The following is a 12491-nucleotide window of genomic DNA, read 5'->3' on the forward strand; positions in this document are numbered from 1 at the left end:
CTCTTTCACGGACCGGTGGGGGTTGGCCACCGGACGACTGGGGGTTTGCGGAGCGGCTGCGCTCAGTGGTGCTCGGCGACCGCACCCTGCAGGAAGCTGCAGGCCAGGAGCACGAAGACGTAGGCCTGGACGGCCTGGATGAAGAGCTCGAACGCGGTCATCACGATGACCATGACGAACGAGACGCCCGCGTAGGCGATGCCGATCCCGTTCAGCAGGTACCAGCTGGCGATGGTGAACAGCAGCAGCAGGGTGTGCCCGGCGAACATGTTCGCGAACAGTCGGACCGCGTGGGTGAAGGGGCGGACCAGGACGTTCGAGAAGAACTCGATCACCATGACCAGCGGCAGAATCCCGCCGAGGGACTTGTCGTAGCCGGTGATGTTCTTGAAGCCGCCGACGAAGCCGTGGCGCTTGAAGGTCACCGACATCCACATGACGTAGATGACCGCGGCGAGACCGGCCGGGTACGCGATGACCGCGGTCACCGGGAACTGGGCGAGCGGGATGATCGACCAGAGGTTCATCATCCAGACGAAGAAGAACGTCGCGACCATGAAGGGGACGTACTTCTCGCCCTCCTTCTTGCCGAGCGTCTCGTAGACGATGCCGCGGCGCACGAAGTCGTAGCCCGCCTCGGCGACCATCTGCAGCTTGCCCGGGACGACCTTCGGCTTCCGGAACGCGGCCCAGAAGAAGCCGACGATGATGATCGAGCCCAGCAGGGCCAGGAGCATCGTCTTGTTGAAGTACAGGCCGCTGTCGTCACCGAAGATCGGCTTGAACAGGAACGAGTACAGGGTCGGGCCCGGGAAGCCGCAGCCAGTGCCGTCTTCGAAATGACAATTGATCTCGAAGGCGAGCGTCATGTCAGCAGCACTCACCGCAGGGCTCCTTCAGCGTGGCGCATAGGTACGGCAACCTCGTTGTGTCGGCGCGGCGCGCAGCCGCGGTTCGGCACTGGACTGGTGTTACGGATGGTGGGGCGGCAGTCAGGCATCGAGCCTCGCGATGGGACAGGCGTCAGCTCAGATGCCCGCGCCCGCAGTGCCGCAGTTGGCACCGGACGATAGCAGGATCTCGAACGCTCACTTATCCCGGCCCTACCCTTCACGACTTCGGCCCGGGATTTTCGGGCTTGTCGCCCTTCACCGAGTCCGGCTCGACGTAAAGAATCTTGGCCTTCATGTGAGCACGGGTCTGCGCGCCGATCCACACCAGGGTGGTGGCGACGAGCGTGATCGCGAACGCCTTGGGATTGAACAGGGTGGTGTTCTTGAACACCGCGACGAACACGAAAAGCAGCAGGATCTGGGCCGTGTAGAGCATGAGCCCCATGGCCTGGAAAAGATGCGGGAGTGACTTCGCCGTGCGCTGCAGAACGACGAATCCGATGCCCATGAACAAAATCACGACCAGCGTCGCGACGACCGCCCCGACCGCGCCCTTGCCGCCGACGACCAACGCGCTGATCACGGCGGCAACAGCGCCGGCGGCAGCGGTGGGTACGGCGGCTTGAAGGAGGGATCGGACATCATCTGACCGCATGGCGGTTTGCTCCGCGTGGTGGTGGGGGCACTGGACTCGTACGGGACGAGCGTAAGCCCGGTCCGAGAGGGAACCTCGGGCCAAGGGACCGTCGCACTACGGTCCTTCGGCTCTGTCGCCGGGTTTAGTGAACGGTATCACAAACTATTTGATGAGAGCTTTACCTGCCGGGTGTGCTGACTGTCACACATGAGAGGGACCCTGCGCGTGTGTGCGCGACAGGCAGGCGGGTTGTCTGGTAAAGGGGCACCATGTCCGACATGCGAGGTCGCTGTCAGCGGGTGGATTCAGCCTTACGCCGGTCGGGGAAGCGCGAACGGGGGCCCACGGCGGTCGCTCCGTTGACGCCGGAGACGCCCGCCGCGATCGGCCTGGCGGGCTCCGGCTCCGTACCCGAGGCGTCCAGCGCGGCCGCTTCCGCAGCGGCCTCGGCGGCCCGTGCGGCGTGCCGGTAGCGAGGCGGAACCAGGCCCTCCGCCCAGCGCGGGGTGCGCGGGGTGAAGCGCGGCAGGAGCAGCAGGATCAGACCCACGGCGCTCAGCGCGGCGATCGCCAGCACGATCCACATCGTGGCGGAATGCACCGAATACGCCACCGTGCCGAAGGCGATCAGCCCCGACCAGAAGTACATGATCAGGACCGCGCGGCTGTGCGAATGTCCGAGCTCCAGCAGCCGGTGGTGCAGGTGCCCGCGGTCGGCCGCGAAGGGCGACTGGCCCTTCCACGTACGCCGCACGATGGCGAGGATCAGGTCCGCCATCGGGATCGCGATGATCGTCAGGGGCAGGATCAGCGGGATGAAGACGGGGAGCATCGCGTGGGTCGCGTTGCGCTCGCCCTGCGCGTACAGGGCCAGGGCGTCGGGGTCCACCTGGCCGGTGATGGAGATGGCGGCGGCGGCGAGCACCAGGCCGATCAGCATCGAGCCGGAGTCGCCCATGAAGATCCGCGCGGGGTGCATGTTGTGCGGCAGGAAGCCGAGGCACATGCCCATCAGGATGGCGGCGAAGAGGGTGGCGGGCGCGGCCGACTCGATGCCGTAGCCGAACCAGATCCGGTACGCGTAGAGGAAGAACGCGGTGGCGGCGATGCAGACCATGCCGGCGGCGAGGCCGTCGAGGCCGTCGACGAAGTTCACCGCGTTGATGGTGATCACCACGAGGGCCACGGTGAGCAGGTTGCCCTGCCACTGGGTGAGCGAGACCGTGCCGAAGAACGGGACCGGGATCCACAGGATGGTCAGGCCCTGCATGACCATCACGCCAGCGGAGATCATCTGCGCGCCGAGCTTGATCAGGGCGTCGATCTCGAACTTGTCGTCCAGCACGCCGATCAGCCAGATCAGCGCCGCACCGGAGAGCAGTGCGCGCGGCTCGTTCGACAGCTCGAAGACGCCGTTGAGGTTCCGCAGGTGGTCGGCGACCAGCAGGCCCGCGCACAGACCGCCGAACATGGCGATGCCGCCCAGCCGTGGCGTGGGCTCTCGGTGCACGTCGCGGGCACGGATCTCCGGCATGGCCCCGGCCGCGATCGCGAACTTCCGCACGGGCCCGGTCAGCAGGTAGGTCACCGCGACCGTGACGCAAAGCGTCAGCAGATATTCACGCACGGGCTGCCCCAGATGTATCGCCGGCCATCTCAGCCCCACACATTAGCTGCGATGTCCCCTCCCCCGAGGACGCGAGGGGACCGTATCCCGGTTGCACTACGCCCCTCTTGTCCCGCTTACTCCCCGTAAGGGGGGAATTCCAGTGCCAGCTCATTGACCTCCGTACGTGTCTTCGCGCCGTCCCCGCGCAGCCCCGCCGCGAACAGTGCCGCGATCCGGCGCATCTCCGCCTCCCCCATCCCCTGGGTGGTCACGGCCGCCGTTCCCAGCCGGACGCCCCGCTGGTCCCCGTACGGGAGGGCGCAGGTGTCGAGCACGATCCCGGCGGCGGCCAGCCGGCCGCGCGCGGTCGGGCCGTCCATGCCCAGCGGCGCCGGATCGGCGGTGATCAGATGGGTGTCGGTGCCGCCGGTGGTGATGGTGAACCCGTGCTCTTCGAGGGCGCCCGCGAGCACCCGGGCATTGGCGACGACCCGGTGGGCGTACGTGGCGAAGGCCGGCCGGGCCGCCTCGCCGAAGGCCACGGCCTTGGCGGCGATGGTGTGCATCTGGGCGCCGCCCTGGGTGAAGGGGAACACCGCCCGGTCGATGCGCTCGGCGAACTCGGCGCCGCACAGGACCATCCCGCCGCGCGGCCCGCGCAGCACCTTGTGCGTGGTCGCGCAGACGACGTCGGCGTAGGGCACGGGACTGGGCGCGGCCCCGCCGGCCACCAGCCCGATCGGATGGGCCGCGTCGGCGATCAGGTAGGCCCCGACCTCGTCGGCGATCTCCCGGAAGGCGGAGTACTCGGGGTGGCGGGGGTAGGAGATGGACCCGCACACGATCGCCCTGGGCCGGTGCGCGCGGGCGAGGTCCTGCACCTGCTCGTAGTCGATGAGACCCGTCTCGGCGTCGACCCCGTACCCGACGAAGTCGAACCACCGCCCGGAGAAGTTGGCGGGCGAGCCGTGGGTGAGGTGCCCCCCGTACGGAAGTCCCATCGCCAGCACGGTGTCCCCGGGCCGCAGCAGGGCGGCGTACGCGGCCAGCACGGCGGAGGAGCCGGAGTGCGGCTGCACATTGGCGTGCTCGGCCCCGAACAGCGCCTTGGCCCGCTCCACGGCGACCTGCTCGGCCAGGTCGGCGTACTCGCAGCCGCCGTGGTACCGGTTTCCGGGGTATCCCTCGGCGTACTTGTTGGCGAGCGGCGATCCGAGCGTGGTGAGCACGGCGGCGGAGGTGAAGTTCTCGGCGGCGATCAGCTGCAGACTGCCGGCCTGCCGCTGCCGCTCCCCGTCGAGCACGTCGGCCATCTGCGGATCCTGCTGCCGCAGCAGGTCCGTGGGCGGGGTGATGACGCTCATGGCGCGACTCCAGGTGGTACCGGGTACCAGCCACTGTAGGCCTGCGGCCCTCACCGCGCCCTGCGGCGCCGCCGGGGCTCCACCCGATCCAGCCCGACCGGCAGATTGGGCCCCGCCGGCACATCCAGCCCCGCCGGCGTTTGAGGCGTGGGGTCCGGGGCGGAGCCCCGATCTTTCAGCCCCGCGGCGTTCGAGGCGCTGGGGGGTCCCCCGGACGGGGTCTGGGGGGGAGAGGGGTCCGGGCCAGAGCCCCGGCACCGGCGCTGCGGTCAGCGGGAGGCCGTGACGCCCGTCAGGGCCGTGACCACGGGGTCCAGCGCCTGGTTGATCTCGTCGCCGATCGAGCGGAAGAAGGTGATCGGCGCCCCGTACGGGTCGTACACCTCGTCCGCGTCCGGCGAAGGGGCCAGCAGCCACCCCCGCAGCGCCGCGGCGGCCCGCACCAGCGCCCGCGCCCGCTCCGCCATGCCGTCGTCCAGCGGCGGCAGCGTGGCCGGATCTATCGCCCGCACCAGCCGGGTGAACTCCTTCAGCGTGAAGGTCCGCAGGCCGGCCGAGTGACCCATCGAGATGACCTGTGCCCGGTGGTCGCGCGTGGCGGTCAGGACCAGGTCGGCGCGTATGACGTGCTCGTCCAGCAGTTCCCGCCCGGTGAAGCCGGAGGCGTCGGCCCCGAAGTCCGCCAGTACGGCGGCCGCGTTGGCCTCCATCGGGGCGCCCTCGTGGCCCCAGGTACCCGCGCTCTCCACGATGAGGTCGCCGGTCACGATCCCGCCGAGCCGGTGCGACAGGGCGTGCCGCGTCAGCCGCTCGGTGATCGGCGAGCGGCACACGTTGCCGGTGCTGACGTGGAGTATGCGGAAAGTTCCCCCAGCTATGCCACGCCCCTCAGGGCTCACGGGGCGACCTCGAGGTCGGGTACGACCTCCCGCAGCTGCTCGGCGGTGAGCGCACCCTCCCGCAGCAGGACGGGAACCTTCCCGGTGACGTCGACGATCGACGACGGCTGGATGCCGGGCGTCGGGCCGCCGTCCAGGTACACGGACACGGAGTCCCCGAGCATCTCGCGCGCCGCGTCGCAGTCCTCCGGCGCCGGGTGCCCGGACAGGTTGGCCGAGGACACCGCCATCGGGCCGACCTCGGTCAGCAGCTCGATCGCGACGGGGTGCAGGGGCATGCGGACGGCGACCGTGCCGCCGGTGTCCCCCAGGTCCCACGCCAGGGACGGCTGGTGCTTGGCGACCAGCGTCAGCGCGCCCGGCCAGAAGGCGTCGACGAGCTCCCACGCCTGCTCGGAGAAGTCCGTCACGAGGCCGTGCAGGGTGTTCGGGGAGCCGATGAGCACCGGGGTGGGCATGCCGCGGCCGCGCCCCTTGGCGGCGAGCAGGTCGTGGACGGCCTCCGGGCTGAAGGCGTCCGCGCCGATCCCGTACAGGGTGTCGGTGGGCAGCACGACGAGCTCGCCGCGGCGCACGGCGGATGCGGCTTCACGCAGACCCGTCTTACGGTCCGTCGCGTCGTTGCAGTCGTATCGCCGGGCCATCAGCGGGCCTCCTCGTGCAGCAGGGGGGTGGCGGAAATCGTCGCGCCGGTCACGGCAGTGCCTTGCGCGCGGTCGCGAAGCGGGGGCGGTTGTTGAGGTCCGGGTGGTCGGCCGCGTCGGCCCAGCCCCGTTCCTCGGCGAAGATCCACGGGACCTGGCCACCCTGGGTGTCGGCGTGCTCGATGACGACGATGCCGCCGGGCCGCAGCAGCCGGTGGGCGGTGCGCTCGATGCCGCGGATGGTGTCCAGGCCGTCCTCGCCGGAGAAGAGCGCCATCTCCGGGTCGTGGTCGCGGGCCTCGGGTGCGACGTACTCCCACTCGGTGAGCGGGATGTACGGCGGGTTGGAGATGACCAGGTCGACCTGGCCGTCGAGCTCCGGCAGGGCGCTCAGGGCGTCGCCCTGGTGCACGGTGACCCGGGAGCCCTCGGCGTTCTTGCGGGTCCACCGCAGCGCGTCCTCGGACAGCTCGACGGCGTGCACGCGCGAGCGCGGCACCTCCTGCGCCATGGCCAGCGCGATGGCGCCGGATCCGGTGCACAGGTCCACGATCATCGGCTCGACCACGTCCATCGCCCGGACGGCGTGTATGGCCCAGTCGACGACCGACTCGGTCTCGGGCCGGGGCACGAAGACCCCGGGCCCGACCTGGAGCTCCAGGTACCGGAAGAAGGCGCGGCCGGTGATGTGCTGGAGCGGCTCGCGCGCCTCGCGGCGGGCGACGGCCTCCCAGTAGCGGGCGTCGAAGTCCGCGTCCTTGACGTGGTGCAGTTCCCCCCGTTTGACGCCGTGCACGAAGGCCGCGAGCTCCTCCGCGTCGAAACGCGGTGAGGGCACGCCGGCGGCGGCCAGCCGCTGGGTGGCCTGGGCCACCTCGGCAAGCAGCAAGTTCACGCTGGTCCTCCGGGCTGCTGTCGAACGGGGGGTGAAGCAGGGATCAGGGTCAGTGCGCGGCCGCGAGCTTGGCTGCGGAGTCGGTGTCCACGCAGGCCTGGATGACCGGGTCGAGGTCACCGTCGAGCACCTGGTCCAAGTTGTACGCCTTGAAACCGGTCCGGTGGTCCGAGATCCGGTTTTCCGGGTAGTTGTACGTACGGATCTTCTCGGAGCGGTCCACGCTGCGCACCTGGCTGCGGCGCACGTCGGAGGCCTCCTGCTCGGCGGCTTCCTGGGCGGCGGCCAGCAGGCGCGAGCGCAGGATGCGCATGGCCTGCTCCTTGTTCTGGAGCTGGCTCTTCTCGTTCTGGCAGGAGGCGACCACACCGGTCGGGATGTGCGTGATGCGCACGGCCGAGTCGGTGGTGTTGACGGATTGGCCGCCGGGGCCGGACGAGCGGTACACGTCGATGCGGAGGTCGTTCATGTTGACCTCGACCTCGACCTCCTCGGCCTCCGGGGTGACGAGCACGCCGGCGGCGGAGGTGTGGATGCGGCCCTGGGACTCGGTGGCCGGAACCCGCTGGACGCGGTGCACGCCGCCTTCGTACTTCAGGCGGGCCCACACGCCCTGGCCGGGCTCGGTGGCGCCGTTGCCGCCCTTGGTGCGGACGGAGACCTGGACGTCCTTGTAGCCGCCGAGCTCGGACTCGGTGGCGTCGATGATCTCGGTCTTCCAGCCCACCCGCTCGGCGTAGCGCAGGTACATGCGCAGCAGGTCGCCGGCGAACAGTGCCGACTCGTCGCCGCCCGCGCCCGCCTTGACCTCGAGGAGCACGTCCTTGTCGTCGCTGGGGTCGCGCGGGACCAGCAGCAGGCGGAGCTTCTCGGTGAGCTCCTCGCGCTGCGCGCCCAGTTCCTTGACCTCGGCCGCGAAGTCGGGGTCTTCCGCCGCGTACTCCTTGGCCGTCTCGATGTCCTCGGCTGCCTGCTTCCACGCGCGGAAGGTGGCGACGATCGGGGTCAGCTCCGCATAGCGCTTGTTCAGCTTGCGGGCATTGGCCTGATCGGAGTGGACCGAAGGGTCGGCGAGCTGCTTCTCGAGATCGGCGTGTTCGCCGATCAATTCCTCGACCGCCTCGAACATCGGGGGCTCCTGTGGTGAAAGTACGAACGGGGTGACTTGGCGAGACGACGACAAAGGCGCCGGTCCGGCCGCCCCCGAGTGGACAGGGGGCGGCCGGAGACCGGCGCCTGGGTCGCGCTACTTCTTGGCCGCACCCTTGCCGAAGCGCGCCTCGAAGCGGGCCACGCGGCCACCGGTGTCGAGGATCTTCTGCTTGCCCGTGTAGAACGGGTGGCACTCGGAGCAGACCTCGGCTCGGATGGAGCCCTCGGTCAGGGTGCTACGGGTGGTGAACGACGCGCCACAGGTGCAGCTGACCTGGGTCTCGACGTACTCGGGGTGAACATCGCGCTTCAAGGTGTCTCCTAGATTCGGGAGGGCGCCGGGTCGCAGGAGCCGAATTGCGCACTGCGTGAACCGGGGCCGACAGACCAGTCTGCCAGGACCGGGCTGCCTGTCAAAATTCTGAGGACGCCTCCCTCAACGGAGGGGGGCCGGCATCTATTCCGCACCCCTGCGGAATCCGCCCGAAAGCCGCCTGAGCAGGGGCTCCTACTGGACGATGCCGCCGACCGCGCCCTTGTCCCCCATGGACTTCTCGGTGGCCTCGGCCGGGATCGGCTGGTCCGCGAGCAGCGCTTCCCAGACCAGCTTCGACTCCTTCGTCAGCGGGGCGACGCGATCGGCGTCGCGCGGGTCCACGGTCACCGGCAGGGTGATCATGTGCATGTTCTGGGCCTCGATGCCCTGCAGGCCCTGCGCGAAGCCCATGAGGGACTTCACGTCGCCGAGCGCCTTGTCGGTCGTGAGCGCCTTGGTCGCGGAGTCGGCGAGGTCGACCAGCCGCTTGGGGTTGTCGAACACCCCGACGCTCTTGACCTGCTTGATCAGTGCCTTGATGAAGGCCTGCTGGAGCTGTATCCGGCCCAGGTCGCTGCCGTCGCCGACGCTCTTGCGGGTACGGACGAGGCCGAGGGCCTGTTCGCCGTTGAGGTGGTTCGGGCCGGCCGCGAGCTCGAGGTGGCTGGCGCCGTCCTTGATCGGCTTGGTGGTGGTCACGTCGACGCCGCCGAGATTGTCGATGATCTTCTTGAAGCCCGTGAAGTCGACCTCGATGTAGTGGTCCATGCGGATCCCCGACATCTTCTCGACGGTCTTGACCGCGCAGGCGGCCCCGCCGATGGTGTAGGCCTCGTTGAACTGCTTGCGCGGGCCGCCGGGGTCGGTCCTGCCCTTGCCGGTGGGGCATTCGGGACGGGCCGTCATGGTGTCGCGCGGTATCGATATGACGCTGGCCTGCTTGTGGCCCTCGTAGAGGTGGACGATCATCGCGGTGTCCGAGCGGGCGGAGCCGCCGTCGTCCTGGCCGTACTCGCCGTTGGCGCCGCCCCGGGAGTCGGAGCCGAGGACGAGGATGTCCATCGAGCCGTTGTCGACGTTCTGCGGGCGGTCGGCGCCGAGGGCCTGGTCGATGTCGACGGTCTTCAGATTGCCGTTCAGCTTGAAGTAGAAGTAGCCGAGGCCCGCACTCCCCAGCAGGACCACCCCCGCGGCGCTCCACGCTGCGATGACGAGAGCCTTGCGGCGCTTCGCCGGTTTGCGCCGGCGCCGGCCCGCGGCACGCCGGCCGCGGCCCTTGCTGTCCTCGGTCATGCTCTCCTCAGTCCTGAGTCCGGTCCCCTGGTCCGTTCCGGCCCGCCGTCCACCGCGGGCTCCTCTCACACAGACGGGTGAGCGCCTTCCAGGGTTCCAGGGGCGGGGTGTGTCGAAGCCCGCACCGGAGCCCGTGGAACCGCGCGTGCAGCCCCGGGGAACCCCGTAGAGCCCCCCGTGAACGCGCAGCGGCCCCCGCCGCGGGTGCGGCGGGGGCTGCTGTGGTGATGCGCGTGCCGGACGTCGGACGCCCGGCGCCGGACCTCAGTCGTCGTTCTTGCCCGACGGGGTCGTCTTCGCGATCTGCATCAGGAACTCGGCGTTCGACTTCGTCTGCTTCATCTTGTCGAGAAGCAGCTCGATCGCCTGCTGCGAGTCGAGCGCGTGCAGCACCCGGCGCAGCTTCCAGACGATGGCGAGCTCCTCCGCGTTGAGGAGGATCTCCTCCTTGCGGGTGCCCGACGGGTCGACGTCGACGGCCGGGAAGATGCGCTTGTCGGCGAGCTTCCGGTCGAGCTTGAGCTCCATGTTGCCGGTGCCCTTGAACTCCTCGAAGATCACCTCGTCCATGCGCGAGCCGGTGTCGACGAGCGCGGTGGCCAGGATGGTCAGCGAGCCGCCGTCCTCGATGTTGCGCGCGGCACCGAAGAAGCGCTTCGGCGGGTACAGCGCGGTCGAGTCGACACCACCGGACAGGATGCGGCCGGAGGCGGGCGCCGCGAGGTTGTACGCGCGGCCCAGACGGGTGATGGAGTCCAGCAGGACGACCACGTCGTGACCCAGCTCGACGAGACGCTTGGCGCGCTCGATGGCCAGCTCGGCGACGGTGGTGTGGTCCTCGGCCGGACGGTCGAAGGTCGAGGAGATGACCTCGCCCTTGACCGACCGCTGCATGTCGGTGACCTCTTCCGGACGCTCGTCGACCAGGACGACCATCAGGTGGCACTCGGGGTTGTTGACGGTGATCGCGTTGGCGATCGCCTGCATGATCATGGTCTTGCCGGTCTTCGGCGGGGCCACGATCAGGCCTCGCTGGCCCTTGCCGATCGGCGACACGAGGTCGATGATGCGGGTGGTCAGCACGCCCGGGTCGGTCTCCAGGCGCAGACGGTCCTGCGGGTACAGGGGCGTCAGCTTCTGGAACTCCGGTCGGCCGCGGCCGGATTCGGGCGCCATGCCGTTCACCGAGTCCAGCCGCACGAGGGCGTTGAACTTCTCGCGGCGCTCGCCGTCCTTGGGCTGGCGCACCGCACCGGTGGTGTGGTCGCCCTTGCGCAGGCCGGCCTTGCGGACCTGGGCGAGGGACACGTACACGTCGTTGGGGCCGGGCAGGTAGCCCGAGGTCCGGATGAACGCGTAGTTGTCGAGGATGTCGAGGATGCCCGCGACGGGGATCAGCACGTCGTCGTCGGCGACCTGCGGCTCGTTCGGGGCGAACTCGTCACGGCCGCGACGGCCACGGCGGTCGCGGTAGCGGCCGCGACGGCCACGACGGCCGTCCTCACCGTCGAAGTCGTCCTGGGGCCCGTTGTCCTGGCGGTCCTGACGGCCCTGCTGGCCCTGGCCGCGGCCGCCCTGCTGCTGGCGGTCCTGACGGTCGGCGCGGTCCTGACGCTCGGCGCGGTCCTGACGGCCGCCGCCCTGGCCGCCCTGTCCGCCCTGGCCGCCCTGCGCGCCCTGACCCTGGCCGGCCTGGCCCTGGTCGTCGGCCTTGGCACCGCGGTCACGGCGGTCGCGCTGGCGGTCGCCGCGCTCGCCCCGCTCGGCGCGGTCACGGCGGTCGCGACGGCCGCGGCCCTCGGCGTCCTGGCCCTGCGCCTGCCCGGCGGAGACCGCCGTGGCGTCGGCCTTGACCTCGGCCTGCGCGGGGGCGGCGGTCAGGGTCTCGGTCTTCTGCTCGACCTGCACGGCGACGGGGGCCGAGGCCTCCGGGCTGCCGGAGGGGGCCGTGGCCCGACGGCGGCGGCGCTCGCCGGCCGGGGCGTCGTCGCTGGCCGGCTGACCCGGGATCTCGATCTGTGCCTGCGCGGCAGGCTTCTCGGCGGGCGCCTCGGCGGCGGCCTCACCCGTTCGGGCCTTGCTGGTGGCGCGGCGCTTCGGCTTGGCCTCGGCGGTGTCTGCGGCGGCGGAGGCAGCGGCCTTGGGGGCACCGCTGCCCGCCTGCGCCTCCTTGATGACCTCGATCAGCTGGCTCTTGCGCATCCGCGCGGTGCCCCTGATCCCGAGGCCCGACGCGACCTGCTGCAGCTCGGCCAGGACCATGCCGTCAAGGCCGGTGCCGGTGCGTCGACGCTTGGGTGCGGCGCCCGCGGCGGAGGCACTGGCGTCGACAGAGGTGTCGGCAGCGCCCATCAGATCGGTGGTGTCGCTCACGAAGGGTCCTTCCCTGGAGCGGACGTCGGCCTGTCTGGCTCGGCGACCGGTTGTGCTGTCCGACAACAGTCCTAGGTGTGGACCGTGCCGGGGCGGTGGTCCGCCGATAGATACGGCGGAGAGAAACGTGCATGGGTGGTTCCGGCGAGAAGCCCCCGAGCTGAAAGCGTGGGAATGTCACGCCGATTCCGGAGCGTGCTCGAAACTGCTGGAAGTGATCAAAGCAGTCGGGGAGGCTCCCGGAAGAAATGTGGTCCCCGATGGGGACACTGAGCACCGAGCCATGGCGGCTTCCGATGCGCACTTGAGACTAACACTACCGGATCCAATAGATATTCCCCCTCTCAATCACCGGCAATCGCGCCCTTCCGCGCGGGCGGCCTGCCCTGGCCGCCCGCCCCTGACCGGCTGTGCAT

Annotated in this window: 11 protein-coding genes; all 11 read right to left on the reverse strand. The window is 70.0% G+C overall.

The window, feature by feature from the left end; all coding sequences use genetic code 11:
- Positions 1-62 precede the first annotated feature (62 nt).
- Positions 63-869, reverse strand: coding sequence for a F0F1 ATP synthase subunit A (gene atpB, locus RIU97_RS13235; RefSeq protein ID WP_404962830.1), 807 nt, complete (start codon positions 867-869; stop codon positions 63-65).
- A gap of 241 nt (positions 870-1110) precedes the next feature.
- Complete coding sequence (locus tag RIU97_RS13240; protein ID WP_404956428.1) at positions 1111-1548, reverse strand: hypothetical protein; 438 nt, start codon at positions 1546-1548, stop codon at positions 1111-1113.
- A gap of 274 nt (positions 1549-1822) precedes the next feature.
- Entirely contained in the window at positions 1823-3157 is a 1335-nt protein-coding gene (locus RIU97_RS13245; protein ID WP_404956430.1) for an MraY family glycosyltransferase, read from the reverse strand.
- A 116-nt stretch (positions 3158-3273) separates the two neighbouring features.
- The gene (glyA, locus tag RIU97_RS13250) at positions 3274-4503 is read right to left on the reverse strand and encodes a serine hydroxymethyltransferase (RefSeq protein ID WP_404956431.1); all 1230 of its coding nucleotides are present in this window, start codon (positions 4501-4503) and stop codon (positions 3274-3276) included.
- A 269-nt stretch (positions 4504-4772) separates the two neighbouring features.
- Positions 4773-5402, reverse strand: a complete 630-nt coding sequence (locus RIU97_RS13255) for a protein-tyrosine-phosphatase (RefSeq protein ID WP_327416464.1) — start codon at positions 5400-5402, stop codon at positions 4773-4775.
- Positions 5399-6046: an L-threonylcarbamoyladenylate synthase gene (locus RIU97_RS13260; protein WP_319724668.1), complete on the reverse strand. Its 648-nt coding sequence runs from the start codon at positions 6044-6046 to the stop codon at positions 5399-5401. The genes RIU97_RS13255 and RIU97_RS13260 overlap by 4 nt, the downstream gene beginning before the upstream one ends.
- 49 nt (positions 6047-6095) lie before the next feature.
- Positions 6096-6941 carry a peptide chain release factor N(5)-glutamine methyltransferase gene (gene prmC / locus RIU97_RS13265; protein ID WP_030295285.1) on the reverse strand — a complete coding sequence of 282 codons (846 nt, stop codon included), beginning with the start codon at positions 6939-6941 and terminating at the stop codon, positions 6096-6098.
- Between the two features lie 49 nt (positions 6942-6990).
- The gene (gene prfA, locus RIU97_RS13270; RefSeq protein ID WP_404956435.1) at positions 6991-8070 is read right to left on the reverse strand and encodes a peptide chain release factor 1; all 1080 of its coding nucleotides are present in this window, start codon (positions 8068-8070) and stop codon (positions 6991-6993) included.
- Between the two features lie 117 nt (positions 8071-8187).
- Entirely contained in the window at positions 8188-8406 is a 219-nt protein-coding gene (gene rpmE / locus RIU97_RS13275; RefSeq protein WP_030708126.1) for a 50S ribosomal protein L31, read from the reverse strand.
- Positions 8407-8601: 195 nt separating this feature from the next.
- Entirely contained in the window at positions 8602-9702 is a 1101-nt protein-coding gene (locus RIU97_RS13280) for an LCP family protein (protein ID WP_404956439.1), read from the reverse strand.
- A gap of 264 nt (positions 9703-9966) precedes the next feature.
- Positions 9967-12075 (reverse strand): transcription termination factor Rho, encoded by a 2109-nt coding sequence (gene rho, locus RIU97_RS13285; protein ID WP_404956441.1) that lies wholly within the window; start codon positions 12073-12075, stop codon positions 9967-9969.
- Positions 12076-12491 lie beyond the last annotated feature (416 nt).

It is taken from the genome of Streptomyces sp. 147326 (genome assembly GCF_045000215.1).
Lineage (GTDB): Bacteria > Actinomycetota > Actinomycetes > Streptomycetales > Streptomycetaceae > Streptomyces.

What these genes read in the sequence shown, in the direction of transcription:
- atpB (WP_404962830.1), bottom strand. Translation starts at nt 869, where the DNA reads ATGACGCTCGCCTTCGAGATCAATTGTCATTTCGAAGACGGCACTGGC.
- RIU97_RS13240 (WP_404956428.1), bottom strand. Translation starts at nt 1,548, where the DNA reads ATGCGGTCAGATGATGTCCGATCCCTCCTTCAAGCCGCCGTACCCACC.
- glyA (WP_404956431.1), bottom strand. Translation starts at nt 4,503, where the DNA reads ATGAGCGTCATCACCCCGCCCACGGACCTGCTGCGGCAGCAGGATCCG.
- RIU97_RS13260 (WP_319724668.1), bottom strand. Translation starts at nt 6,046, where the DNA reads ATGGCCCGGCGATACGACTGCAACGACGCGACGGACCGTAAGACGGGT.
- prfA (WP_404956435.1), bottom strand. Translation starts at nt 8,070, where the DNA reads ATGTTCGAGGCGGTCGAGGAATTGATCGGCGAACACGCCGATCTCGAG.
- RIU97_RS13280 (WP_404956439.1), bottom strand. Translation starts at nt 9,702, where the DNA reads ATGACCGAGGACAGCAAGGGCCGCGGCCGGCGTGCCGCGGGCCGGCGC.